The sequence below is a fragment of the Actinospica durhamensis genome, assembly GCF_018139695.1.
In the GTDB taxonomy this organism is placed as follows: Bacteria; Actinomycetota; Actinomycetes; order Streptomycetales; family Catenulisporaceae; genus Actinospica; species Actinospica durhamensis.
This window is the reverse complement of the sequence record NZ_JAGSOG010000084.1, coordinates 1-25,827: the sequence shown is the minus strand read 5'-3', so window position 1 is coordinate 25,827 and position 25,827 is coordinate 1. Positions and strand designations below refer to the sequence as shown.

At 68.4% G+C, this 25,827-nt stretch carries 22 protein-coding genes and 3 pseudogenes; 11 read left to right on the top strand and 14 right to left on the bottom strand.

Annotation, left to right across the window (positions count from 1 at the left end):
• Nucleotides 1-11: 11 nt before the first annotated feature.
• Nucleotides 12-1,532 (bottom strand): long-chain-fatty-acid--CoA ligase, encoded by a 1,521-nt coding sequence (locus KDL01_RS17885; protein ID WP_034262087.1) that lies wholly within the window; start codon nt 1,530-1,532, stop codon nt 12-14.
• Between the two features lie 44 nt (nt 1,533-1,576).
• The gene (locus KDL01_RS17880) at nt 1,577-3,073 is read right to left on the bottom strand and encodes a flavin-containing monooxygenase (RefSeq protein WP_034262091.1); all 1,497 of its coding nucleotides are present in this window, start codon (nt 3,071-3,073) and stop codon (nt 1,577-1,579) included.
• Between the two features lie 51 nt (nt 3,074-3,124).
• Between KDL01_RS17880 and KDL01_RS17875 the strand changes: the two genes are divergently transcribed.
• The 5 genes from KDL01_RS17875 (at nt 3,125) to KDL01_RS17855 (ending at nt 9,338) form a co-directional block, all read left to right on the top strand.
• Nucleotides 3,125-3,781 (top strand): TetR/AcrR family transcriptional regulator, encoded by a 657-nt coding sequence (locus tag KDL01_RS17875; protein ID WP_051450433.1) that lies wholly within the window; start codon nt 3,125-3,127, stop codon nt 3,779-3,781.
• A gap of 152 nt (nt 3,782-3,933) precedes the next feature.
• On the top strand, nt 3,934-6,264 hold the full coding sequence (locus KDL01_RS17870; RefSeq protein WP_051452310.1) for a sulfatase-like hydrolase/transferase: 2,331 nt from the start codon (nt 3,934-3,936) through the stop codon (nt 6,262-6,264).
• 149 nt (nt 6,265-6,413) lie between these two features.
• Complete coding sequence (locus tag KDL01_RS17865) at nt 6,414-7,313, top strand: alpha/beta hydrolase (RefSeq protein ID WP_212529648.1); 900 nt, start codon at nt 6,414-6,416, stop codon at nt 7,311-7,313.
• A 20-nt stretch (nt 7,314-7,333) separates the two neighbouring features.
• A complete protein-coding gene (locus KDL01_RS17860) occupies nt 7,334-8,158 on the top strand; it encodes an SDR family NAD(P)-dependent oxidoreductase (protein WP_034262100.1) in 825 nt (274 codons plus the stop codon).
• 1 nt (nt 8,159) lies between these two features.
• Nucleotides 8,160-9,338 carry a lactate 2-monooxygenase gene (locus KDL01_RS17855; RefSeq protein ID WP_212529647.1) on the top strand — a complete coding sequence of 393 codons (1,179 nt, stop codon included), beginning with the start codon at nt 8,160-8,162 and terminating at the stop codon, nt 9,336-9,338.
• Between the two features lie 74 nt (nt 9,339-9,412).
• Here KDL01_RS17855 and KDL01_RS17850 read toward each other — a convergent pair whose 3' ends face one another.
• Nucleotides 9,413-9,739: a hypothetical protein gene (locus KDL01_RS17850; RefSeq protein ID WP_034262105.1), complete on the bottom strand. Its 327-nt coding sequence runs from the start codon at nt 9,737-9,739 to the stop codon at nt 9,413-9,415.
• Nucleotides 9,740-10,002: 263 nt separating this feature from the next.
• Between KDL01_RS17850 and KDL01_RS17845 the strand changes: the two genes are divergently transcribed.
• Nucleotides 10,003-11,463, top strand: a complete 1,461-nt coding sequence (locus tag KDL01_RS17845) for a DUF2252 domain-containing protein (RefSeq protein ID WP_212529646.1) — start codon at nt 10,003-10,005, stop codon at nt 11,461-11,463.
• An 80-nt stretch (nt 11,464-11,543) separates the two neighbouring features.
• On the opposite strand, the gene KDL01_RS17840 is transcribed toward KDL01_RS17845, so the two are convergent.
• From KDL01_RS17840 to KDL01_RS45965, 6 genes and pseudogenes are all read right to left on the bottom strand, one after another.
• Nucleotides 11,544-12,785 (bottom strand): PP2C family protein-serine/threonine phosphatase, encoded by a 1,242-nt coding sequence (locus KDL01_RS17840; RefSeq protein WP_034262107.1) that lies wholly within the window; start codon nt 12,783-12,785, stop codon nt 11,544-11,546.
• Between the two features lie 372 nt (nt 12,786-13,157).
• On the bottom strand, nt 13,158-14,792 hold the full coding sequence (locus tag KDL01_RS17835; protein WP_034262109.1) for an MFS transporter: 1,635 nt from the start codon (nt 14,790-14,792) through the stop codon (nt 13,158-13,160).
• 437 nt (nt 14,793-15,229) lie between these two features.
• Nucleotides 15,230-15,412 (bottom strand): annotated as a pseudogene (locus tag KDL01_RS17830) (transposase); the annotation flags it as partial.
• Nucleotides 15,413-15,558: 146 nt separating this feature from the next.
• Nucleotides 15,559-15,993 (bottom strand): hypothetical protein, encoded by a 435-nt coding sequence (locus KDL01_RS17825; RefSeq protein WP_212529644.1) that lies wholly within the window; start codon nt 15,991-15,993, stop codon nt 15,559-15,561.
• A complete protein-coding gene (locus tag KDL01_RS17820) occupies nt 15,990-16,655 on the bottom strand; it encodes a transposase (protein ID WP_307846386.1) in 666 nt (221 codons plus the stop codon). Before KDL01_RS17820 ends, KDL01_RS17825 begins: the two co-directional genes overlap by 4 nt.
• A 25-nt stretch (nt 16,656-16,680) precedes the next feature.
• Nucleotides 16,681-16,836: pseudogene (locus tag KDL01_RS45965) on the bottom strand (transposase domain-containing protein); the annotation flags it as partial.
• Between the two features lie 278 nt (nt 16,837-17,114).
• Here KDL01_RS45965 and KDL01_RS17815 point away from each other — a divergent pair.
• The 3 genes from KDL01_RS17815 (at nt 17,115) to KDL01_RS44620 (ending at nt 19,447) form a co-directional block, all read left to right on the top strand.
• On the top strand, nt 17,115-17,447 hold the full coding sequence (locus KDL01_RS17815; RefSeq protein WP_211244138.1) for a hypothetical protein: 333 nt from the start codon (nt 17,115-17,117) through the stop codon (nt 17,445-17,447).
• Nucleotides 17,448-17,801, top strand: a complete 354-nt coding sequence (locus tag KDL01_RS17810) for an integrase core domain-containing protein (protein WP_212529642.1) — start codon at nt 17,448-17,450, stop codon at nt 17,799-17,801.
• A gap of 212 nt (nt 17,802-18,013) precedes the next feature.
• Entirely contained in the window at nt 18,014-19,447 is a 1,434-nt protein-coding gene (locus tag KDL01_RS44620) for a dihydrolipoyl dehydrogenase family protein (protein ID WP_281415472.1), read from the top strand.
• Nucleotides 19,448-19,516: 69 nt separating this feature from the next.
• Here KDL01_RS44620 and KDL01_RS45960 read toward each other — a convergent pair.
• Nucleotides 19,517-19,929 (bottom strand): annotated as a pseudogene (locus tag KDL01_RS45960) (Hsp20/alpha crystallin family protein); the annotation flags it as partial.
• 770 nt (nt 19,930-20,699) lie between these two features.
• Here KDL01_RS45960 and KDL01_RS17795 point away from each other — a divergent pair.
• On the top strand, nt 20,700-21,185 hold the full coding sequence (locus tag KDL01_RS17795; RefSeq protein ID WP_051450437.1) for an NAD(P)-dependent oxidoreductase: 486 nt from the start codon (nt 20,700-20,702) through the stop codon (nt 21,183-21,185).
• 19 nt (nt 21,186-21,204) lie between these two features.
• Here KDL01_RS17795 and KDL01_RS17790 read toward each other — a convergent pair whose 3' ends face one another.
• From KDL01_RS17790 to KDL01_RS17780, 3 genes are all read right to left on the bottom strand, one after another.
• Nucleotides 21,205-21,696 (bottom strand): gluconokinase, encoded by a 492-nt coding sequence (locus tag KDL01_RS17790; protein ID WP_438801965.1) that lies wholly within the window; start codon nt 21,694-21,696, stop codon nt 21,205-21,207.
• A gap of 142 nt (nt 21,697-21,838) precedes the next feature.
• Nucleotides 21,839-22,156: a DUF389 domain-containing protein gene (locus tag KDL01_RS17785; protein ID WP_211244140.1), complete on the bottom strand. Its 318-nt coding sequence runs from the start codon at nt 22,154-22,156 to the stop codon at nt 21,839-21,841.
• A gap of 213 nt (nt 22,157-22,369) precedes the next feature.
• Nucleotides 22,370-22,603, bottom strand: a complete 234-nt coding sequence (locus tag KDL01_RS17780; protein ID WP_212529640.1) for a hypothetical protein — start codon at nt 22,601-22,603, stop codon at nt 22,370-22,372.
• Here KDL01_RS17780 and KDL01_RS17775 point away from each other — a divergent pair.
• Nucleotides 22,602-22,835, top strand: a complete 234-nt coding sequence (locus tag KDL01_RS17775; RefSeq protein WP_212529639.1) for a hypothetical protein — start codon at nt 22,602-22,604, stop codon at nt 22,833-22,835. The genes KDL01_RS17780 and KDL01_RS17775 overlap by 2 nt on opposite strands.
• Before the next feature lie 23 nt (nt 22,836-22,858).
• Here the strand turns inward: KDL01_RS17775 and KDL01_RS17770 are convergent, their stop codons facing one another.
• Entirely contained in the window at nt 22,859-24,049 is a 1,191-nt protein-coding gene (locus KDL01_RS17770; protein ID WP_212529638.1) for a tyrosine-type recombinase/integrase, read from the bottom strand.
• Nucleotides 24,050-25,827: the final 1,778 nt, after the last annotated feature.

Genomic DNA, 25,827 nt, shown 5'->3' with positions numbered 1-25,827 from the left:
CAGCGGATGCCTCATCCATGCGTGCCGCCTGCGTATCGCGAGGTCGATGCGGCGGTGACGCTCTCCGGCACCTCGACGCTGCGCCGCAGGATCTTGCCGGTGGCGGTCTTCGGCAACTCCTCGACGATCCACACGTGCCGCGGGTACTTGTAGGCCGCGGCCTGCGCCTTGACGTGCTCGCGCAATTCCTCGGGTGTGGCCGTGGCACCCTGCTTGAGCACGACCGCGGCGCAGATTTCCTCGCCGAGCTCGCGATGCGCAGTGCCGACGACGGCCGCCTCGAGCACCGCAGGGTGCGTATAGAGCACCTCCTCGATCTCGCGCGGGTAGACGTTGAAGCCGCCGCGGATGATCATCTCCTTCTTGCGGTCGACGATGAAGTAGTAGCCGTCCCCGTCGACGCGGGCCAGGTCGCCGGAGCGGAACCAGCCCTCGGCGTCGATCGCCTCGGCGGTGGCCTGCGGGCGGGACCAGTAGCCCTTCATGACGTTGTGGCCGCGGATGGCGATCTCGCCGACGCCGTCCGAAACGTCGAGCAGCGTCATTTCCACGCCCTCGACCGGTGTACCGATCGATCCGGGCTTGCGCACCCGGCCGGGGTGGTTGAACGAGGCCACCGGGGAGGTTTCGGACAGCCCGTAGCCCTCCACGATGACGCAGGCGAACGCCTCCTCGAACGCGTGCAGCACCTCGACCGGAAGGGCCGCACCGCCTGAGACGCACAGCCGCAGGCAGTCGGTGTCGAACGTGGCCCGTTCCGGATGACCGAGCAGCGCGACGTACATGGTCGGCACGCCTTGGAAGACGCCGACGCGGTGCCTCTCGATGGCCTCGAGCACCGTGCGCGGGTCGAAGCGCGGCACCAGTGCGAGGCAGGCGCCTGAGGCGACCGACGCGTTCAATCCGCAGGTCTGACCGAAGACGTGGAACAGCGGCAGTGCACCGAGGACGACGTCACCGTGCCCGATCGAGAACAGGTCGACCGAGACGGTCGTGTTGCGGATGAGGTTGGCGTGCGTGAGTTCGGCGCCCTTCGGCTCGCCGGTGGTGCCCGAGGTGTAGAGGATGACGGCGGTGTCCGACCCCTCCCGCTCGACGGTTTCAGGCAGCGGGGCTTCATAAGCGAGCAGGGACTCGAATTCGCCCGGCACCACCAGTAGGCATGCACAGCCGGCAGCCGCGGCTCCCGCCGCGGCGTCCTCGGCGAAGCCGTGCCAGGCCAGTACCAACCGAGCTTGGGAGTCGCGCAGGTAGTACGCCACCTCGCGCGTCTTGAGCAGTACGTTCATCGGCACCACCACGGCGCCCGCACGCAGGATGCCGTAGTAGACGGCGGCGAACTGCGGCACGTTGGGCAGCATGCACCCGACCCGGTCGCCGGGCTGCACGCCGCGGTTGACCAGCAGTGCCGCCACCCGGCTACTGGCCTCATCGAGCTCTGCGAATGTCTGCACCGCATCACCCATGCGGATCGCCGGGGCGTCGCCGTCGCGCAGAGCCGTGGCAGCCAGGTTGTGTGCGAGGTTGGTCATGAAGGTATCTCCCTCTCGTGTGCGGTAGGAAGCGATGCGCGTGTTCAGTTCGCGGCGGGCACGATGGCTGGGGCCGTGCGCAGCTCGTAGGGTGCGGGGTCGAAGCGGCGGGTGGCGCGGCGGTACTCGCGGGTCGAGGCGGGCCAGTTGGACCAGGGGATTCCGTCAGCCCCCTGATACCAGCTGTTGCAGCCGCCGACCGCCCAGACCGTGCGCCCGAGGCGCGCCGTGTACGTCTCGACATAGGCCTCCTGCGCCTCGGCCCGGACCTCGACGGCGGCGATGGCGCGTGAGCGCATCAGGCGAAGTGCGTCCATCGCGTACGCCACCTGGCATTCCTCTTGGAACACGTGGGAGTTGTGGCCGGTCGCGCTGCCCGCGCAGCCGAGGCGGAAGAGGTTGGGGAAGTTCGACGTCGTGACGCCGAGGTAGGCGCGCGGGCGCCCGTTCCAGTACTCGGCCAGCGTGCGCCCGTCGCGTCCACGCAGGCGCCCCGCCATCGGCGCGTCGTTGACGTGGAACCCGGTGCCGAAGATGATCACGTCGGCCGGGTGTTCGCGGCCGTCGGCGGTGACCACGGAGGTCTCCCGCACCTCGCGGACACCGCTGCTGACCACCTCGACGTTCGGTTGCGTAAGCGCCGGGTACCAGTCGTTGGATATCAGGATTCGCTTGCAGCCGAGCTCGAAGTCCGGGGTGAGCTGTGCGCGCAGTGCCGGGTCGGGCACCTGCCTGCGCAGGTGGTGCAGGGCGGCCTTGGTCGCGATCCGGCGGACGCGCGGCGAGATCATGATCTTCCACGTGATCATCTCGCGCATCAGATACTGCCGCCGGCGCACCACTTGCTGAAGCCATGGCGCGGCGGCGTAGAGCCTGCGTTCGAAGCGGGTCGTCGTACGGTCCATCCGCGGGGTGATCCACGGCGGCGTGCGCTGCACCACCGTCATCCGCCCGACCCGGGGCTGGATCGCGGGCACGAACTGGATCGCGGAGGCTCCGGTGCCGACGACCACCACGTTGCGGCCGGTCAGATCGAGGCCGTGATCCCAGCGCGCCGAATGGAAGACCGCACCGGTGAAGCGGTCGAGACCCGGCAGGTCGGGGATCGACGGCTCGGCGATGGGACCGCCGGCGTCGATCAGCACGTCCGCGGTGAGCGGCCCGTCGCTGGTCTCGACCCGCCAGCGCTGGGCGGTGTCGTCCCAGGACGCCTCGTGTAGGGCGCAGCCGAAGCGGATGTGAGGCAGCAGTCCGTACTCGCGTGCCACCCGGTTCAGGTAGGCGCGGATCTCGGGCTGCTTGGAAAAGGCCTGGCTCCATTGCGGGTTGGGCGCGAAGGAGAGCGAGTAGAGATTCGACGGGATGTCGCAGGCGCAGCCGGGATAGGTGTTGTCCCGCCACACCCCGCCGACTTCCCGCGCGCGCTCGAGCACCGCGAAGTCCTCGCCCTGCTGCTTGAGTGCGTGGGCCGCGGCAAGCCCGCCGAAGCCGGCACCGACGACGAGGACATGCAGGTGCGGTGGGTCGGATTCCGCGGTCATCTTGGCAACTCCTCTAGAAAAACTAACAAGACTCGCGTTACAGTCCCATCCATGTCGAGAGCCGTCAAGAGTCCGGGCGCCGAGGATCAGGCCGCCAACGGGCAGATCCGCCGCCGCAGGCAGCCGGTCCAGGCCCGCAGCCGCGAGACCGTGGAGCGGATCTTGGAGGCCGCGGACGCCTTCATCGAGGAAGGCGGGCTCGATGCCGTGACGACCCGCAACGTCGCCGAGCGCGCCGGCATCACACCGCCCTCGCTCTACCGGTTCTTCGCCGACCGCGAGCAGGTGCTCGACGCGCTGATCGAGCAGCACCTCGAACGGCTCGGCGCCTTCCTGGCCGAGGCCGAGCAGCGGTGGGCGCCGGGTTCGGCCGCGGAGTTCGTCGCGCGCGAACTCGACACCTTCGCCGCCTACTTCAAGGGCCACCACAACATGGCCCGGCTGTGGTTCGACGGTCGCGTCTCGCCGACCGTGCGGGCTGAGGTGGGGCGCTACCAGCACCGCACCGCGCAGCGCCTGCACGCGCTGGCGATCTCGGCCGGATTCGCCACCGCGTGCAATGACCCCCGGATCTTCGTTCTCGCGGTCGAACTCGGCGATCGGGTCCTGGACCTGGCCTTCCGCGAGCGCAACGAACCCGATCCGCACGTGATCCGGCACGGCCACACCGCGCTGACCGCGTACCTCGAGGCGGCGCTGCGGCAGTAGGCCGGACACCGTCCCCACCGTCCGGCCTGCTGCCGGGCGGTGAACTCCACACCAGCGACACCGCCGGAACCGTGCATCACGCGGTCCGGCCCATCCCGAACAGGAGGGGCAACGTGGCCCCGCATGACGCTCTCCCCCGCACCGCCCTGCCCATGCCCGACCGGCCCCGGCCCGGGCTGACCACCTACGACGCCCGGGACCCGGACACGTCGTACGCGCCGATCATCCCGCTGCGCCCGCCCGCGGGCGCGCCGAACGTCCTGGTGATTCTGCTCGACGATGTGGGTTTCGGAGCCTCGAGCGTGTTCGGCGGACCCATCGAGACCCCGGCGGCGCAGAAGCTTGCCGACGGCGGGCTGCGCTACTCACGGTTCCACACCACCGCGTTGTGCTCCCCGACCCGGCAAGCGCTGCTGACCGGACGCAACCACCACTCGGTCGGCATGGGCGCGATCACCGAACTCGCGACCTCGGCTCCGGGATACAACACGATCCGGCCCAACACCAAGGCCCCGTTGGCCGAGACACTGCGGCTCAACGGATATGCGACCGCGCAGTTCGGCAAGTGCCACGAGGTACCGGTGTGGGAGACCAGCCCGGCCGGTCCCTTCGAGCGCTGGCCCACCGGCAGCGGGTTCGAGTACTTCTACGGCTTCGTCGGCGGGGAGACCAACCAGTACTACCCGGCGCTCTACGAGGGCACCACCCCGGTCGAGCCCGACCGGACCCCGCAGGAGGGCTACCACCTGACCGAGGACCTCGCCGACCGCAGCGTCGACTGGATCCGCCGCCAGCACGCCCTCCAGGGCGACCGGCCCTTCTTCCTGTACTTCGCCCCCGGCGCGACCCACGCACCGCACCACGCACCCAAGGAGTGGTCCGACCGGTACGCGGGCCGTTTCGAGGCCGGCTGGGACGCGCTGCGCGAAGAGATCTTCGAACGCCAGAAGGAACTCGGCGTCATCCCCGCCGATGCCGGATTGACCGCGTTCAACCCGGAGATCCCGCACTGGGACGAGATGCCCGAGGACCTCAAGCCGGTGCTGACCCGTCAGATGGAGGTCTACGCCGGATTCCTGGCCCACACCGACCACCAGATCGGCCGGCTGGTGCAGACCCTGGACGACCTGGAACTGCTCGACAATACGCTGATCTACTATGTCATCGGCGACAACGGCGCGTCCGCCGAGGGCACCCAACACGGCAGCTTCAACGAGGCGATCAACTTCAACGGCCTCAGCGCCCTGGAGTCGACGGACTTCCTTCGCGCCAAGGTAGACGAGTTCGGCACCCCGAGCGCGTACAACCACTACGCGGTCGGCTGGGCACACGCGATGTGCACCCCGTACCAGTGGACGAAGCAGGTCGCCTCGCACTGGGGCGGCACCCGCAACGGCACCGTCGTGCACTGGCCCGCCGGCATCGACGCGCGGGGCGAGATCCGCAACCAGTTCACCCACGTCATCGATATCGCACCGACCGTCCTGGAGGCGGCCGGGATACCCGAGCCCGTCACGGTGCACGGGGTGACCCAGGCCCCCATCGAGGGCGTGAGCATGGGCTACTCCTTCCACGACCCGGCGGCGCCCGAGCGACACCAGACCCAGTATTTCGAGATCGCCGGCAACCGCGGCATCTACCACCGCGGCTGGACCGCGGTCACCAAACACCGCACACCCTGGGAACTGCTCGGCGCGCAGATGGCAGCCTTCGACGACGACGTGTGGGAGCTCTACGGCCCCGAGGACTGGACCCAGTCGCGCAACCTCGCCGCCGAGCAGCCCGAGACCCTCCACCGGCTGCAACGCCTGTGGCTGATCGAGGCGACCAAGCACGGGGTGCTCCCGCTCGATGACCGGGCGGCCGAGCGGTTCAACCCCGACCTCGCCGGGCGCCCGCAGCTGATCCGCGGCAACACCCAGGTGCTCTTCCCGGGCATGGGCCACCTCAACGAGAGCTCCGTCATCAACATCAAGAACAAGAGCCACTCGATCACCGCCCAGCTTTTGATCCCAGAAGCCGGCGTGGAGGGCGTCATTCTCTCCCAGGGCGGGATGGCCGGCGGCTGGAGCCTCTACACGCGCGACGGCCACCTGCGCTACTGCTACAACCTGGTGGGCCTGCAGCACTTCTATGTCGGCTCGCACGACCCGCTGCCGACCGGTGAGCACCAGGTGCGGATGGAGTTCGACTACGACGGGCCAGGCCTGGCCAAGGGCGGCACGGTCACGCTCTACCTCGACGGCGCCGAGGTCGGCCGGGGGCAGCTGCCGGTCACCCAGGCCATCGTGTTCTCCGGCGACGAGACGACCAACGTGGGCCGTGAGTCGGGCTCACCGGTCACACCGGAATACCCGCCGCGCGGCAACGAGTTCACCGGCGAGATCCGCTGGGTGCAGATCGATGTGGACACCGCCGCGGCCAACCAGGATCACCTGATCCCTGTCGAAGAGCGCTGGCGGATCGCCATGACGCGGCAGTGACCCGTCGTCGCCCGCGACAAGGCGAGACCGTCCGGCCCTGCCGCCCGCAGGCAAGCCAGAACGCGTCCTGCAAACCCACGTGGGCGCGTCCGGAAGTACTTCCCGGACGCGCCGGCGTCCCCACCGCGCAAAGACCAGGAATCGACACCATGGACGAGATCACCTTCACCAGCGGCGAAGACCGGTGCGCCGCCTGGCATTTCCCGGCCGTCGGCGATACATACGCCGGCGCGAACGGACGCCCGTGCGTCGTCATGGCGCCAGGGTTCTGCGGCACCCGCGACAGCCGTCTGATCGCCTACGCGGAAGGCTTCGCGGCCGCCGGACTCGACGTCGTGTTCTTCGACTACCTCGGGTTCGGCACATCCGGCGGCTCACTCCGCCAGGTCGTCTCGGTGCGGCGCCAGCGTCAGGACTACCAAGCGGCCGTCACCGCCGCCCGTCGGCTCCCGGGCGTCGATCCCGAACGCATCGTGCTCTGGGGCGTCTCCTACGCCGGCGGCCACGTGGTCGTCGTCGCAGCGCAGGACAAGCGCATCGCGGCAACGATCTCCCTGACGCCGGCGATGGACGGTCGCGCGGTGCTGACGCAGCTCGCCCGCAGCTGCGGCCCGACCTACATGGCCCGCGCGACGCTGCATGGACTGCGCGACGTGTCCAGGACACTCACCGGCCGCGCCCCGTACCTCGTTCCGATGATCGGCGAACCGGGATCGAACGCGATCTTCCCCAGGGCGGGAGGCCTCGAGACCTACCGCCCGGTCGCGGGCCCGAGTTGGCGCAACGAGGTGTCCGCGCGTGCGGCGCTCGAGGCCGGATTCAACCGGCCGATCAAGCTCGCCTCACGGGTCGAGTGCCCGCTGCTCGTCCAGGTCGGGACCAACGACACCATCGTCCCGCCGCACGCGGGCCGCCGCGCTGCCGCGCAGGCGGGCGCCGGCAGCGAGTTCCGGGAATACCCGTTCGACCACCTCGACGTCTACAGCGCCCCATGGCTCGAGCGCGCCCTCACGGACCAGCTCGACTTCCTGCACCGCACCCTTTCATGACCCCAACCCTGGAGTAGACGGTGAAACTCAAGAATCTGAATAACCGTGTGGTGCTGATCACCGGCGCCGGCAGCGGCATGGGCCGCGCCACCGCGTTGCTCGCCGCCCAACGCGGAGCCATACTCGTCATCTGCGACCGCGACGAAGCCGGCCTGAACGAGACCGCCAGAGCCATCCGCTCTCTGGGCAACGAGGTGTTCGCCCAGACAGTCGATGTCACCGACCCCGAAGCGATGGACGCGTTCGCTGACGCCGTGCACGCTCGGTTCGAGGCGGTCGACCTGCTGATCAACAACGCCGGCATCGGTGTGCTCGCCCCGTTCCTCCACACGAAGCCCGAGGACTGGGACCGGCAGATCGCAGTCAACGTCAAGGGAGTCGTGCACGGCTGCGAGCGCTTCATCCCCCGCATGATCGAGCGCGGCGCCGGAGGACAAGTCGTCAACGTCTCCTCCGGTGCCGGTTACTTTCCCTCCACCGTCATGACCGCGTACTCCGTCACGAAGTTCGCGGTCCTCGGCCTCACCCTGAACCTGCGGATCGAGCTGCGCCCACACAAGATCGGGGTGACCGCCATCTGTCCCGGCGTCATGAACACTCCGATCGCGCGGACCAGTATCGTGCGCGGGTCAGACCCCGACGGCCAGGCAGCCCGGGTCCGGAGCATGTACGAGCGTCGTGGATATCCGCCCGAGCGCGCCGCACAGAAGGTCCTGCGCGCAGCCGAACGCAATCGCGCGATCGCGCCGGTCGGTCCCGACGCCCACGCCATGTACTGGCTCAACCGCCTCGCCCCGCCCCTCGCCCGCTGGGTCAGCGCCCGTACAACCCACCTGTTCGACTGACATGGAGCACGAAACGCCGAACTACGGCGACTACCAGCTCGAGGTCTATCTCCGCGGCCTGACCGGCGTGCGGGAGGACCTGCCGTTCACCTTCGCGGAACTCGAGGCCCGCGCGCACGCGACGCTCCCACCGGACATCGTCTCCTACGTCGCCGGCGGCGCAGGCAACGAATACACCCAGAACGCGAACGTCACCGCGTTCGACCGGTGGGGCGTGATCCCCCGCATGCTCGTGGGCGCAGCGCGACGCGACCTGTCGATCAACCTGTTCGGGATGGCCCTGCCGACACCGCTCCTGCTCGCCCCGATCGGTGTCATCGGCCTGTGCGCCCAGGACGGGCATGGCGACCTCGCCACCGCGCGGGCCGCGGCGACCTCGGGCGTGCCGATGATCGCCTCGACGCTCACGGTCGACCCGCTCGAAGAGGTCGCCGCGCAATTCGGCGAGACACCGGGGTTCTTCCAGCTCTACAACCCGAAGGACCGGGCGGTCGCGGAGTCGTTCGTCTCGCGCGCCGAGGCGGCCGGCTTCAAGGGCATCGTCGTCACCCTCGACACCTTGCAGCTCGGCTGGCGACCACGTGACCTGAAGCTTGGCAACTTCCCCCAGCTCAAAGGCCACTGTCTGGCCAACTACTTCTCCGACCCCGTCTTCCGGACCAAGCTCGCCAAGCCCCCGGAGGAGGATGTCCGCGCCGCGGCGCTCGTCTGGGCCTCGGAATTATCCGATCCCACCCTCAACTGGAACGACCTGGCCTGGCTGCGCTCGCTGACCAAGCTGCCGTTGCTCCTTAAAGGGATCTGCCACCCCGAGGACGCGAAGCGCGCGATCGACGGCGGCATCGACGGAATCTACTGCTCCAACCACGGCGGACGCCAAGCGAACGGCGGAATTCCCGCGATCGATCTGCTCCCCACAGTGGTCGAGGCAGCAGGCGGCGCACCGGTCGTCTTCGACTCCGGCGTGCGCGGCGGCGAACACATCGTCAAGGCCCTCGCCCTCGGAGCGAGCGCCGTGGCGATCGGCCGCCCCTACGCCTACGGGCTCGCGCTCGGCGGCGAAGACGGCATCGTGCACGTACTACGGTCCCTGCTCGCCGAGGCGGACCTGCTCATGGCGATCGACGGATACCCGACGATCGCGGATCTGAACCCTGACGCCCTGCATGCGCGGGCCTGAACCACTCGCTCGAAGACACCCGCTCGAAAAACCCGCCCCTGGGCGCCGATCGCGGCCAGGGGCGGGCGAGGTGGTCAGACCCCCATGCCGGCTTCCGCCTCGGTCACCTCGATGGCGATGCCGAGTGCCTGGGCGATGTTGCCGGCGGCCGACATGACGCGGGCGGTTCCCACGATGGGGGCGATGGCGACCAGGACGTCCTGCAGCTGGTTCGCGGTCAGTTGGGCCTTGAGGCCGGGTTCGATGTGGGCGAGGTAGGACACCGGGGGCGCGTCCATGGCGGCGAGCGCGGCGATGCGGGTGAGGATGAGCATGTCCGGGGGCAGATCACAGCGCTCGATCGAGTCGAGCGTCATGGCAGCGAGGGTGTCAAGGACAGGGGTGTCGGAGTTCATGGCCACGCGATCCTCCAGGTGGGGTGTGGTTTCGACACCGTCCGAATTCTTGCGGGGCAGCCCAAGCAGATCCGCGCGGTCGGACGTGCGCCCTTCGACCGTAGGCGCCGTTCGATCCTCGGCGCGCGGAAAAGCAAGCTGTCCGGGTGAATGCCGCAGCAGGCGGTAGCCGCTTGTCCGCCGTGTAATGGAAGGAGCGATCAAAGCGAGTGCCGTCCGGTTCGGCGGCCGGTCCGCTACTCACGAAACCAGCACCCAGGAGGCGCATCATGGCTGGTAAAGCGGGGCGTTCGGGTGGCGCGAGGCCCACCCGCGAGCTCGATCCGGCAAAGAAGCGAGCACCGACTCTTGGCGAGCGTGCGCAGCACGGAACCGATGTTCGAAAGGAGGTCGCCCCCGAACAGCACGCTCTGTTCTCCGCCGCGCAGGGGCGCCGGGACCCGGTCGAGATCCTGGAGCAGCAGGGGGCCACCCGGGTGCCGGAGCTCGTGCCGATCAGGTACGGGCGCATGCTCGTCTCGCCGTTCACGTTCTATCGCGGCGCCGCCGCCGTCATGGCCGCGGACCTGGCCGCGACGCCCACCTCGGGCCTGACGGTCCAGCTCTGCGGGGACGCCCACCTGGCGAACTTCGGCCTGTTCGCCTCGCCGGAGCGGCGCCTCGTGTTCGATGTCAACGACTTCGACGAGACCCATCCGGGCCCGTGGGAGTGGGACGTCAAGCGGCTGGCGGCCAGCCTGGAGGTCGCCGCCCGGCAGAACGGGTTCAGCGGAAAGCAGCGCCGGAAGATCCAGCTCGCCACCGTGCGGCGCTACCAGGGCGCGATGAGACAGTTCGCCGACATGCACGAGCTCGACCTCTGGTACGCCTCCACGGACACCGACCGGCTTCCCGCTGACCTCGTGGCCCGGTTGACGAAGCCCGCCAAGAAGAAGCTCGAGCGGACACTGGCGAAGGCCCGCACCCGCGACCAGTACCGATCTTTCAAGAAGCTGACCGCGATCGTGGACGGCGAGCGCCGCATCACGGCCGATCCGCCGCTGATCGTCCCGATCTCCGAGCTCCTGCCAGAGATGGCGGCTGAGCAGCTCGAATTGCAGCTGCGCGGGCTGCTGGCACGCTATCAGCACACGCTGCAGCCCGACCGGCGCGCGCTGGCCCAGGCGTTCGAGTTCGTGGACATGGCACGAAAAGTGGTCGGCGTGGGCAGCGTGGGCACCCGGTGCTGGATCCTGCTGATGCGCGGGCACGGCGAGGGCGATCCGCTCTTCCTCCAGGCCAAGGAGGCTCAGCGGTCGGTGTTGGCCGAGTACGGCGGGCTCGGTGGTCCGCGCTTCAGGAACGAGGGCGAACGGGTGGTGGACGGGCAGCGCCTGATGCAGGCGGCCAGCGACATCCTGCTGGGCTGGGAGACGGTGCAGGGGATCGACGGGAAGACCCGCGACTTCTACGTGCGCCAGCTCGCGGACTGGAAGGGCTCGTTCGAGATCGAGGGCGCGCTGCCGTCCGGCCTGGCGCAGTACGGCCAGTTGTGCGGTTGGACGCTCGCCCGCGCACACGCCCGCTCGGGCGACCGCGTGGCCATCGCGTCCTACCTCGGCGACGACTCCACCTTCGCCCACGCGATCGCGGAGTTCTCCGCGGCCTACGCGGACCAGAACGAACGTGACTATGCCGCGCTCGAAAAGGCCGAGCGCGACGGCCGGATCACCGCGCGGTCCGGAGTCTGACGGGCTGCTCCTGCCGGTTTCACCGCGAGTTGCCGGCGTGTCCGCAGCGTGGGCTTCGTGATCGGAGTGCGGCCTTCGGCTCAGTCCAGGGTGGCGAGGTGGTCGGCGGCGCCCCCGAGCCACTCGATCATCAAGAGGGTGGCGTCGTCGCTGGTCGTGCCGCCGCGTTGGTCCATCAGGGCGTGGGAGAGGGCGCGCACGACCGCGCGCACTCCCTTCTCCGCCCGTTCGATGTGGTTGACCCAGCTCATGAGTTGTTCCTCGCCGAACTGCTCTTCGCCGGCATCGTGCTCCTCGATCAGGCCGTCGGTGAAGCACAGGACCCGGTCGCCGCGTCGGAGGGTCTGCTCGCTGATCAGGGGCTGTTCGCCACCGAAGCCGACCGGTAGGGTGGTTGGGCTCTTCAGCTTCTGGACCACCGCGTGGTTGCGGATCAGCAGCGGCGCGGGATGGCCGGCGTTGACCCATTGCAGGTGGCCGGTGGCGATGTCCAGGACCATCATCTGCGCGGTCACGAAGTGGTCGGGTCCGAACTGCTCGGCGATGGCCCGGTCCATGAACGCGTAGATCTCGGCCAGTCCGATCTCGGCGCGTCTCGCGTGCCGGTAGGCGCCGATGGCGACGGTAGCCATCGTGGCGGCGTCCAGGCCGTGGCCCATCGCGTCGATCATGGCCAGGTGCAGGATGTCGTCGTTGAGGGCGTAGTCGAAGCTGTCGCCGGCGACCTTGTACGCCGGCTCGAGGATTCCGGCGACCTTGACCTGGGGCACGGACATCGCCAGCGGGGGCAGCAGGGACCACTGGATCTCCGCGGCCAGGCTCATCGGTTCGCGGCGCCGGGCCTGGAAGAACCGGTCTGTGTAGCTGTGTTTGGTCACGATCGTGTCGGCGACCAAGCCGGCGAGGCGGCGCAACAGCCGCCGGTCATCGTCATCGACGGTGTCCAGCGTCAGGGCCATCACCCCCACCTGGTCGCTACCGTCGAGCAACGGCAGATACAGCCGGACACCGTCGGCCTGCGGCACCTCCACAGCGGTCGTTTGCAGGAAGGCCGTGCCGGCGGGGGAGTCGCCGATCGGTTCGGGCTCGCCGACGGTCAGCCGCCTGCCCGGCAGCGGCACCAGCATCCGCTGGCCGTAGTCCTGCAGCAGAATCGAGACGTCGCGCCCGCCCACCCTGGCCACCTCTTCGGCGACCAGCGGGGCGATCAGCGCCGGGGGCATCTCGTGCGCCCGGTCCAGCAGCACTCCCAGCAGCCGTTCACCGAACCCTTCGGACCGGTCCACCATGGCCTTGTCAGGCCGCTGTTCGTCCCGCGCCATCACCACCTCCTCATTCGGCGACCGCCAGAGCCGACTTCGCCGACCGCGTAGGTGTTCTGAAGGGCCGTTCGCGCGCCGGTGCGGTGTTCGACCGCGGAGGCTCGACGGAGCCGTTCAGGCTCACCTCGCGCCACGTGGCCGATGCCGCTCCGACAAGCGCGGATCGGTCCCGGCGGTCAGGGCAGATCGGCTCGAAGACCGCTTCATGCGGTCTGCGCCCCGGCTCCCCTTACAACCGTTCAACGCGTACAGAATGTCGTGGCTGACCTGTCGGAGGAGCTCATTGCTTCAAACGTGGCGTGTCGGGACCGCTGAGGCGCCGGTATGAACGATCTCCCGACAGCCGCCACTCGAAGAACTGCGGCTCTCTGGTCATCGGCCGGCTGTCCCTCCGTCGGTGTCCGGTTTCCTCTCGCCTGGCTGGGTGGTCGGGATCCGGGAAGTGAAGAAGAGCGCGATCAGTGAGGCGAGGGCGAGGATGGCGAGTGCGGCGCGTAGACCGTCGAGGCGGGCTGCAGAGTTCGCGTCGAGCGCGGCCTGCTTCACCTCCGGGCTCGCCGCGGCCTGGTCGAGGGCTGTGGTGAGTTGGGCGTCGGAGAGGAACGGCACTCCTGCCTCGAGGTTGGTGCTCGCCTTGTTCTTGACCTCCGCCGGCACCGCGGGGTTGTGCTCGATGCCGCTCAGGAACGAGGAGGTCAGTACCGCGATCAGGATCGATCCGGCCAGGGCCGTGCCGATCGAGGCACCGAGGTTGGTGACGGCGTTCTGCACGCCACCGATCTCGGCGCTCTGCTCGTCGGGTACCGCGGAGACCGTGACCGCGCCGAGCTGGGACGCGAGCGCGCCCATGCCGAGCCCGATCAGCAGGAGCGGGAGCGTGACGATCTCCGGGCCCGCGTCGGCGTCGAGTGCCGCCGCCAGGGCCACGGCCCCGGCGAGGAGCGCGAGGATTCCCCACCGCACTACCCGGCGCGGCGAGACGTCCGGGAGCAGGCGCGGGATCAGGACCGCGGCGCCCAGCAGGGTGAGGGAGAGCGGCAGGATGCGCACTCCGGTGGCGAGCGCGGACAGGCCCAGGGCGATCGAGAGGTAGAGCGGGACGAGGAAGAACACGCCCATCTGCACGAGATACTGGAAGAAGAACATCGTCAGGCCGCCAGTCAGCTGGCGGTTGTGGAGAAGGGCCGGGTCCACCAGCGGCGACCCGCGGCGCGCTACCACGCGCGTCTCCCAGGCATAGAAGAGCCACATCAGGAACAGGCCGGCCAGCATGAGCCACACGGTCGGTGAGATTCCGAGAAGGGACGGTGCGCCGGTCTTCGGCAGGAACCAGCCCCACTCGCTCGAGCGCAGGACGCCGAACACGAAGGTCCCGAGTCCCAGGGCGCAGAGCGCGGCGCCGACCAGGTCGATGCGCTGGCGCTCCTCGCTCCTTGCGTCGGTGACGCGGCGGGCGAGCAGGAGGATGGCGAGCACCACGACGACCTCGCCGGCGAACACCCAGCGCCAGGAGAAGTAGGTCGTGGCGATACCGCCGACGAGCGGGCCGACGGCGATGGCCACGGCTCCGGCGGCCGCGACGAGTCCGTAGGCGGCCGGTCGGCGTTCGACGGCGAAGTTCACCGCGACGAGCGCCACGATCGCGGGCATGATCAGCGCCGCCCCGATCCCCTCGAGGAAGGACCAGCCGAGCAGCAGCACCGGCAGGCTCGGCGCGAGAGCGGTCGTGAACGAGCCTGCGCCATAGATGACGCAGCCGGCCGTGAAGGCGCGCTTGCGGCCGAAGAGCGCGCCGAGCTTGCCGCCGGGGACCATGAACATCGCCATCACCAGCGTATACGCCGTGATCGCCCCCTGGACCCCGGTCACCGTGGTCCCCACGTCCCGCGCGACCGTCGCGATCGAGACGTTCATCACGGAACTGTCGAGCGCCATGAGGAACTGCCCGGCCGCCAGCGTCGTCAAGACGAGCCGCGCGGAGGCCGAATGCCCTGCCCCGGTGCTCATGGAGTCATGGTGCCAATGCTCCCGAACGGAGATTGCGCGACGCGCGCGGAAGTCAGCTCAATGGCGGTATGCGACGGCACCTTGCGCGACGTGGAACCGGTCGGCGACGATCACCGCGTTCGACGGGACGTGCAGATGGCGGCCTTGAAGATGCTGCACGGATCGATCGCGACCCACGCCCGACCGGATCGACACAGCTCGGCGGCTCCGGAACCCACAGGCGCCTGCTGCTCGGCTACTTCCGCGTCCTGTACGCGGTCACCGACGAACCGCCGCTCGTGCGGAGCATCCTCGTTGGCCGGGCCGACCAGCCCCGCTGATTACAAACACGATTGCTCGCCACACCGAAGTGCACCGCGGTCTGGGGAGCAGCCTCAACCAGGCTAGTTGCGGGACGGGTCAGCCTGCCGGGCAGATCAACACCCCTGCAACTTACAGTTGCGTGAGTTCACCCGCCCGGCGCTGACCTGGCCGTACTCGGCGCCGCACAGCGCGTCGGCCTCGGCGCCCATCAGCTGCTGGGCGAAGAGGGCGACCATCGCCCGGAGCAAGTCGGGACTCGCCGACGCGAGGTTCTCCTTCAACGCGGCGGCGAACGGCAGACTGTCTACAGCGGTCATCGATCTGATCCTGTCTTCGAGTTCTTGGTCGTTCTCGAAGGATCAGCCAGTGGCCGCCTCGCATTCGGGCACCACGCCCGCCATACGAGGCAGCATCACTCCATCGGGAAGATCAGCCCTACACCACGTCCCCAACGCCGCTGCGTTTAGCTTCGTGGCCGTGTGGCAACCCCCTCCTCCATAATCGCTATCTCGGCGTGGAAGGTGTAGTTCTGGCAGGTGGCGGGATGTTTCCCGAAGTTCGAGGCGTACTTGGTCGTGGTCTTCAGGCTCCTGGCCTTCATCCGCCTGCGTGCTCGGACCGGCAGCAGGTTCGCCAGCAGCGCCCGGCCGATAGCGCCGACCAGTGCGACCGGTTCGTCCGGGAACACCCCGTGGGCCAGGACGACCTGGTCGCGGGCCGTGCCGAGCAGGACGGTGAAGCTGAACCGGTCCATATCCAGCCCCGGCCGACTCGCCGCGGCATCCGCGGCGAGCCGGATCAACGCCTGGTACACCGTCAGCACGCCCCACAGCTCCTGCTCGACCTCCTGCGGCCGGCCCGAGCGCAGCACCCGCCCGTCGATCAACCTCGTCTTCAAGTTCGCGTACGCCGTCTCGGCCTGCCACCGCTCGTGGTACAGCGCCAGCAGGTCCCCGGCCGGGTAGCGCCGGTGGTCGAGCAGATCGTGATCAGGCGCCACTGCTCCCGGCGCACGCTCCCGTCCTGCAGCGTGACGGTCACCCAGGCCTCGATGACGCGCACCGCGAGCCTGCCGCCGCCGAGCCGGGCCAGGTACGAGCGGTCCGGCAGCCGGCTCTGGATCGTCGGGCAGCGCCTGGCGCCCGAGCGCACCAGATAGTGCGCCTGCGTGGCCTGCACGTCGCGCAGCAACTGCCAGCCGTCGAACGCCGCGTCCATCAGCAGCAGCATCCCCGCGCCCAGCCGGTCAAGCAGCCGCGCCGCGTACACCTGCTCCCCTTCACACTCGGGGCCGAACACCGCGCCGATCACCGCACGCGTGCCGGTCTCCACCAGCAGAACCAGGCGCAGCAGCGGATATCCGGTCGCGCGGGCGCTCCCGCGCTCGGCGTAACGTGCGGTAACCGCCTCGCGGTCGGCCACCTGCACTCCGGTGCCGTCGATCGCCACCGTGCGCAGCCCCCGCCAACGCGCTCCCGGCATCTCGCGCCGGGCCACGGGACCGGAGACCGCGTCGAACAGCGCCCTTGAGCGGCTCGGCACCCAGCCGACGCCGGGCACGGGCGAAGCAGGAGGAATGTGGGCACGTCGCAGCCAGCCCGCCCAGCGAGCAGGTCAGCTTGCCCCACACCGCCCGGCAGCCGCAGTCCTCAAACAGCGCCAGCGCGAGCACGAAGTACACCACGACCCGCGCCGGTAGCAGCCGCACCCGCCGCTGCAGCACGCCGGCCTGCGCGATCACCGCGTCCACCAGGGCGAAATCGACGATCTGCGTCAGCTCGCCGAGCTGGCCGGGAGCGAACGCCCCCGCGGCTACCGCCACCACCCGCGTGATGACACACTTGTCCTGCAACGGAACTCCTTGATCAGCCTTCTTGGTCGAAAGCTGATTTACCGGAGTTCCGTTGCTGCTTGCAAGGCCGGGAACCGACTGGACAACTACCCATCAGCGCTAACGCAGCGGCGTTGACCACGTCCCCGGACGTAACCGTGCTGTGCTCCAGATCCGGCTGGTGGACAGTGGCTGGGGGTACCGCGCTGCTCGGCATCGTCGTGGCGCCCTCGACCGCCTGGGAGATCCTCAAGCAGGCCGGCATCGACCCGGCGCCGCGGCGGCAGTCGACAACCTGGGCGCGGTTCCTGCACAGCCAGGCCGAAGTGATCGTGGCCTGCGGCTTCTTCGAGACCGTCACGCTGGCCGAACAGAAGATCTCCGGCCCGTCCCTGATCGAGCATGCCACCCGCCGCATCCGCATCCTGGGCTCCACCGCCCATCCGACCGCCGCATGGATGGCGCAGTCCGCCAAGAGTCTGATTCTGGACCTGGAAGACGTCGAAGCCGCCGTCCGATAGTTGATCCGCGACCGCGACGCGCGCTACCCGCCGTTCTTCGCCGAGATCGTGCGGCAGGCCGGCATCACGGTGGTGCTGTCCGGTGTGCGCATGGCGCACATGAACGCGATCATGGAACGCTGGATCGGCACCTGCCGACGCGAACTGCTCGACCGGATGCTAGTCCGCAGCTGGGCACACCGCCTCAAGGCGCTGTACCAGTTCGAAATCTACTACGACCTCGACCGGCCGCACCGGGCCCCCAAACGAGGCGCGCCGCTGCGGGCGGAACCCGAACCGATCAACGACCGCGCCCAGGTCATCGATCTGCAGGTCCGAAGACGCGAGCGACTCGGCAGGATACTGCACGAATAAGACTATGCCGCCTAACCAGCACGGACGCATTATCTGCACCCACAGCGCTCCCACGCGGCGGGGTGAGCGGCGTTCCGGCATTCGGAGCAGTCGATCTCTCCTACCGCGCACCACACCGGTTGACTTGGTTGTAGCCCCGTCGGCGGGGATGAGGAGTGCCCCGCTGCCGCGCAGCCCGCGCGGAGCGGTACCGACGACGAATGCGAGACCCGATGAAGGTGCTGGTGGTGGGAGGCGGTCCGGCGGGCATGTCGGCCGCCCTTCACGCATGCGAGCTCGGCGCGCAGGTCACGCTGCTGGAGGCCGATCAGGTCGGTGGGACGAGTCTGAACCGCGGCCCGGCGCCCGTGCGCACCCTCGCACGTGCGGCCCGCCTGGCCCGCGACTGGGGTTCCTGGACGCGGTTCGGGCTCGAGGGTGCGCCGCCGGTGCCAAATCTCGCGGCGTTGCAGGGCAACGCCGCCCGCGTCGCCCGGTACGCACACGAACGCAAGCACCTCGCCGAGCATCTTCGCGCCAGCGGCATCGATCTGGTCGAAGGAACCGGAGTTGTGCGCTTCGCCGACGATCATGCGATCCAAGCCGATGACGGACATGTCTGGACCGCGGACCGGGTGATCATCGCGGTCGGAGGGCGCGCCGCCGCGCTGCCGGTTCCCGGCGGTGAACTCGCCTCGACCTACGACGACCTGCTCACACTCAAAGCCCTGCCCGAGCACGCCGTGATCATCGGCGGAGCGGACACCGGCTGCCAGATCGCCTCGATCCTGGGCGACTTCGGGATCCGGGTGACCGTGTTCGAGGCCACGCCCGCGCTGCTCGCGAGCGCCGACCCGGACGTGTCCGCCGGTATGCGCTCGGCGTTCGAAGCACGGGGTCTGACAATACACACCGGCACACTTGTCGAGCGCCTTGAGAAGCACGCAAGCCGGATCACCGTCACCTACCGCGGCCCGAACGGATCGGACAGAGTCATCGGCGATGCGGTCTTCGCGGCGATCGGCTGGCCGGCGAACATCGAGACGCTCGGTCTGGAACGGGCCGGGGTCGCCGCCGGACGCGGCGGGCTGGTGGTCGACGAGTATCTGCGCACGAACGTCGAGCACATCTTCGCCGCGGGAGACGTCACAGGGCACTACAAGCTGGTGCAGACCGCGCGCAGCGAGGGACGGATCGCCGGGCGCAACGCAGTACTCGGCCCGGTTCAGCGCGCCGATTACGAAATCATCCCCACCGGCAGTTTCACCGACCCCGAGTACGGTCAGGTCGGCCTTACCGAGCCTGCGGCCGCGTTGAACGGCGAGGTGGTGTCCGCGGTCGCGCGCTACGACGACCTGGTGCGCCCGGTTGTCGACGGGCGCCCGGACGGATTCTGCAAGCTCCTGGTCGACCGTTCCCACCGCTCCGTGGTCGGCGCGCACGTGCTCGGCGAGTATTCTGCCGAAATCGTGCAGGTCGCCGCAGCGATGATGGCCGCCGGGATGACCATCGAACAGATCGCAGGCCTTTCCTATGCCTTCCCGACCGTGACCGAGGCTATCGGCATGGCCGCGCAGAATATCTGCCGACAGCTCGACCTCGGCGGATTTCCGCAGGTGTGGAGTGAGCTGGACGTCTCCCAGGAAAAGACGGCGAGGCTGCCGTAGGAGCAGGTGGGGCTCCCCCGTGTATCTCGACACCTGGATAATGGGCCACCCGGTCAACTGATGGGGCTCGTCCGCGCTGGTGATCGCAATCTTGCGGGGTTTCGCGCCGAGCGCGATCGGGATCCGCAAGGTCAGCACCCCGCCGCGGTAGTCCGCAGCGATGCGCTCGGCATCCAACGTCTCACTCAGGAATAGCTGGCGGGAGAACACGCCGACGGGCCGCTCGCCCACCTGCATCTCGACATCCTTGCCGACTTGCACCGGGCGCCACTCGGCCTTGACCGTCAGCACGTTGCGCTCGATGCCCAGATCGATCGCCTCCAGCGAGATGCCGGGCAGATCGAAACAGGCCACGAACTGATCGCCCTCGCGGAAAGCGTCCATGGGAATCGGGTTCGGATGCGCGGGTTACCGGTGCCCGTACCCAGCAACTGCGAGGCCACCCGTTCGAGCTCACGGAACGGATCAGTGCGCATCAACATGACACTCGCCTCCAGGTCATCGACAGTGCCGATGCGCTCACGCCTTCGATTTAACGTGTCATCGAAACGATGACAAGTGGGCATGTCGGCGAAAAGGTGACTGCTACGCTGCGCGATCGCTGCAGACAAGGAGCTCCTCTCGCCCGGGCCAGCAGCGGGACGAGAAACGGGGCAGATCGACGATGCGGCCGCCCAACGGCGGGCGCGGCCACAGCCAGCCTCAGTCTGCGCCCGGCGAATGGGGCATCACCCGCACCCCTGCGGACGTCTTGCTTCAGTTCCGAGTGCTGATCTTGATACAGCGCCCCAGATAGCGCCCTCGCCGGGGCGCAGTATATCAGATCTCTAAGATGTGGAAAATCTGGTGAAGATGCCGCGCGAAAACCGGTAGCGGACGGCAGTGATCCGCACAGAATCAAAGCATCCTGCTGGGTGGGAGCCAGTGGCCTATGAATACTCGTAGGCCACTGGCTCCCACGAGCTACAGGAGAGATTATGCGTGATAGTGTGCGACCAATCGACTACGTTCCGCACCATGCCTGTGGCCTGCATGTTCCTGTTTCACCCATGAAATTGCTGTCCGATTCCGTCCGTTTGCCTGGGTCGCCATCGAGCGTGCACTGCGCCGTGCCGCTCAAGCTCGCACAAGCCACATGGCGCTGACCTGCGGGTTCGACTGCCGCTACCCTTATCATGCATAACGTTGGCCAACCATGATTCGCGGCTGACATGCGTGGTTTCAGTCCTTCGCCACCTATTTACATGAGAGCGTGGGCTCCGACTGCGGCCTGGCTGCTCCGGCGCTCCGCGACCATCGCCCTGGTCCCCGGCCCTGGCTCGAACTGCCCGACCTGGTCGCCCGCAGCGACGTACTCGTCGTGGCGATCCCGCTGGTCGACGACACCCGTGGACTGTTCTCCGGCGATCTGCTCGGGCGCCTGCCTCAGGATGCGGTCCTGGTCAACGTCGGCCGGGGCGGCATCGTCGACGAGGAGGCGGTCGCCCGGATGGTGCGCGGCGGCAGGCTGGCGGCGGCGTTCGACGTCTTCCAGACCGAGCCCTTGCCCGCGGACAGTCCCCTGCTTCGCGACCGGCGGATCCTGCTTCACCCGCATGCAGCCGGCACGACCCGGCAGAGCCGGGACCGGCTGCTGGCCGGCATCCGCGCGGCGGCTGAACGCGTCGTGCGCGAGGAACCGCTGGAGCACGTCGTCAACAGAGTCGACCCGCTCGTGCGTCGCCGATCATCTCCATGACCTCCGGGCCAAGAGCTCGCTACGCGCGGAGCTGGATGATGAAGTCGAGTGTCCGCTTGACGTTCTCGTCGGGGTCGGCGAGCGCGTCGAGGACGATGCCCGGTTCCTCCGGGGCAAGCGGCTCGAATTGGTCGAACTGCGAGTCGACCAGTTCGGACGGCATGAAGTGGTCGGCACGGTGCGAGACGCGTTCCAAGGCCGCTTCCTTCTCGATGGCCAACAGGACGAAGTACACGTCCGCCGACGCTGAGGCCAGCGCCGTGCGATACACCCGCTTGAGCGCCGAGCAGGCCATCACCCCGCCGGTTTCCACCGCCATCGCGCCAAGCCGCGCGGACAGCGCGGTCAACCAGGGCAACCGGTCGTTGTCGCTCAACGGCCGACCGGCCTCCATATTGGCGATGTTCCCCGATACGTGCAGGTCGTCGCCCTCGACGAACGGAGTGCGCAGCTCGCGCGCCACGCGTCGGCCGATGGTGCTCTTTCCGCAACCGGACACGCCGCAAAAGATCAGCTCCGGAGGCTTCGCGACCCTCGTATCGGCGCGCGGCCAGGTAGAGGCCCAGTCATCCCGCGAAACCCAAGCATCCAAAGAACTCCCCATACATCGTTAGCGTACTCTCCGCGTCGCCATATGTCGCAAAGGCGACGAATCATCGCTCTTCAGGCAGCCGTCGCACGCCCGGCGCGCCGGGCGTGCGACGCCATGCCCACCGCTGTACACGCAGCGCGATCGCGCCGGCCAGGATCAGCACGACGACGTTGAGCAGCAGCTGCAGCACCGAGCCGCAGGCTTCCGACCAGCTTTCGAACGCGAGGGAGACGCCCACGTCCGCAGCAGCCGGAATCGTGGTGACGGAGATGAACACGCCCAACAGCGCGCTCGTGCGCAACTCGGCCAACGAGACGATGCCGACGATCCCGGCCAGCAGCGCCACCAAGAAGGACAGGAAGTTCGGCGTGTTGATCAAGTCCGAGACCGGCCGGAGAGCGTGAACGCCTTCGACTGCTGATCCAAGCCGCGCACCCGGAGACTGAAGAGGAACGCTGCGACGATGGCCGCAAGTAAGCCGAAGAACAGGGCGGCGAGCCCTCGGCTACCCGCCGCCAGACGCGCTGGTCGAGGCCCTGGGCGACGCTGGTAATCGCCCCGTACTCCGGGCCGACGACCATCGCGGCGACGATCAGATCTGCGAGTTGCTGACGATGCCGATGGCGGCGATCAGCCCGGCGATCACGAGGAGCAGGAAGAGGCTGGGGACGAAGCTCGCCTCGGCCTCGATCCGTGCATCGAGGTCGACCCACCACGGAGCCGACGCGAGCTTGCCGAGCCGCGCCGTCTCAGTATCCGAGGCCAGCCGGCAGGCGGCGAGCTCGATGAACTTCACCGTGATCGACCCGCGCTCCTCGAGCCCCATGGCCCGCAGCGAGCCGAGCACCTCGTTCACCGCGCTGGTCAGCACATCGCACTCGACGCTCGCCGTCCGGGCTGCGCGCCGCGCCACGTGCGACGTCGAGGGCGAAGACGCACGGATTGCCGGAGAGCACCTGATCGACCTGGTCGATCAGCGCGGACGGGCTGACGGCCCGCACGTGCACCATCTGCATCGCCAGCCTCCCAGCAGCCCGTGGCTCGATTTCGTCGTTTGATTTCTTCCGACGAACCGTCAGTTCTAATTAGTGATCTGCCGCATGGCTCCGCCCGGAACCCGCTCGGGCGGGTTGGCGGTGGCCGGCTCCGGGAATGGGGCGGAGGCGTGCCATAGATGTTCGAGGTCGTCTGTGAGCCGGAGGATCATGCCTGGGGTGTGGTGCTCGTAGCGCCCTTGGACTCCGCGCGGGAGGTGGCCCAGCCGGTAGTCCTGGAGCGAGGCGGACGTGTGCAGTTCGGCCATCCACGTCTTGTGGGAGTGCCTGAGCCCGTGGAAAGTCATCGACGCGAGCAGCGTCTGGCGTCGGGCCGCATCCTGCTGCTCCGGGTCGCCGGCGAGCGCGGGCAGCCACACCTGTCTGCGAAACGCGCTCCGGTGCCACCAGCCTCCGCGCCTGCCCGTGAACACATACGGGTAAGGGTGCTGATCGAGGTGGGCCGCGAGCATCTCGGCAAGGAACGGCGGAAGGTGCACCAGGCGTGCGCCCGCGCCGGTCTTCGGCGGCCCCAGTTCCAGCCGGCCGGCGACCTCGTGCAGCGCCCCGCAGAGTGGATCGACCCTGATGAACGGCGCGACCCCGTGCGGCTGTCGCCCGCGACGAGAGGCCAGCACAAGGCTGCCGCGGTGCAGTCCGGCCAGTTCGCCCCACCTCATCCCCGTGTACGCCGCGGTCACCGTCATCAGCCCCGCGGCGCCCCGCATCCGCTCGGCCAGCATGCGCAGTTGCCAGGGCTCGGCCACAGCGCGCTCGTCCGGGCGGTCTGAGGCCGCGCGCAGCCGCAGCGCCGGATTGAACGGCATCAGCCCCTCGCGCACCGCCTCGGCAAGAATCCCGGAGAACAAAGCGAGAATCGAGCACACCGACGAGCCGTGCATCGACTCGGCCAGCACACCCGCCCACGACTTGATCTCCACCCTGCTCAGCTGCGAGAGCCGTACCCGCCCGAACCGCGGCAGGATGTGAAGCCGCACATGCGAGTCGTACTTCGCCGCGGTCGAGGGCCGCACGCACAGCCCGGCCCGCCACGCCACCACCCACCCCTCCACACTCGGATCCGAGCCCGGCCGGGGACGAACCGCGCCCTGCCACACCGCCAGCGAACGCACCAGCTCACGCCGCGCCCGCCTGGCCGCCGCATCGACCGGCACCCCCGGCACCGCCAACACGACCTCGCACGCCTCCTCCCACGTCCCGCACTTCGCGATCGACACCGTCCGCCCCTCGGACGTCCGGATCCGCACCCGGAATACCGCCCCATGCCGCTCCACCCACGCCACCACACACCTCCACACGCAACAACCGCCACAACCGCGCCGAGCCGCAGTCACGGCCCTCCAGCAGTCAGCCGCCCATCCGGGCCGGCGAGCAGGCATCTGCCCCCGCGCCAGGCGCGCAACTCGCCCGGACAGCCGGCAGCCGCATGAACACAACCCTGAACGGTGAATAAGCCCTGATAAAAGACTCACCCGTGCACTACAGGCCAATCGGCACCGGCCCCGGGCTCGCTCACGCCAGGGACCGCCGAGCCGCACGGCCACAGCGGAACCACCCGATGGGGTCGAACACGCCGACTTCTCAGTCACCCGGCGCCTACAAGCCAACACCCGACAGCCACAACCGCGCTCACAGCATCTCACCGAAATCGGCTGCTCATGCCGATGACCTGGGGCGATTCCATCTCCCCTATCTCGGGGGCAGCACCCGTGAACTCTTACGCACCGCTGCAGTACCCGAAATGATCGCAGGGCCTTGGGAGCAAGATACGTCGTCCGCCTTCTCCGCACGTACGTCCCACCCGCGCCAACCTGGGCAAAACGCATCCACGACACCTTCCGTGCCCGAGGAAGAGTTCGGCCGCCCCCACATTCTGGGAGCAGTCGCAACACGGTCGTCCGACACGCGCATACCTATGCCCCCGGCCACGACCCCCGCCGTTTCTTGCGGCGCCAACGCCGCGACGATCCGCGTCAGCACGTCATCAACCTCACCGCGCCGGAAAGATATCCGCAGCCGGCCCCCGGCGAACAGCTGACTCCCGTCCTGGTCAGCGACCGGCAGCCCGGTCCTTTGAGACATCCGCGCCGAACTCGCCGGCGACACCTCGTGGCCGCCGCCACGCCCGAGGCCCGGCCATCAGCGCCGCGCGAACGTGGGAGCACAGACGACCCGCGATGGGACCTGGCACACCATCAGATCAACGCCCTACAGCGTCGAACGCGACAACTCGCCGTGGACGCTATAATGGGAGCAGGATCCATGCAGGTGACAGCCACAATGTTGATATAAGGTGAACGCTTCTTTCACACGGAAGAGGTCACTGGTTCGATCCCAGTATCGCCCACCAGCATTCGTGCACGTCAAAAGGTCAAGTAGTTGATACCTATATCAACTACTTGACCTATTTTCGTGCCCGCTCCATCGTTTTTGGCGCAGCCGTGGAGCGGGCCAGGGAATAGGTCAGACGAAGACAACCCCAACGCCTACAGATAGTGGCCCACAGCGACCAACGCCGATGACCGCGGCGCCCATGCTGAGCTATTCCTTTCCGCGCGCTCCACGCCCGGTGGAGCAAGGGGTGCTCCGATGGCCTTGCTCGAGGCTCGCCGAAGCGTGAAGGGGACCGACTTTCAGCACCCTAAATGCCAAAGCATGAATGACTATGCATGGCATTTTGAACCGCGGTCTGCCCGGCGGTCGCGGCTTACGCCATTTGCCCGCGACTATTCTGCGGTGCCAGCGAAGCAACGTACCCGGTGTCACGATCCGAGCAGTGCCCGCGCCTGCGGACAAGGAACGGATCCCAGAGCTCGAGCACAGATAAGCGGCTACCGTCTCCCTGTAGTGGTCGAGAACTCGGCCTATTACTACAGTTGCAATTCTTGCCCTGAGTTGCATCGTCGCTGGTAGTGGCATCGGCGGGCGGTGGCTTGGTGGCGTCTTCGCCAGGCGGACCAGTGCAGTAGGTGTCGGTGTCGGTGGTGGCGTGGCG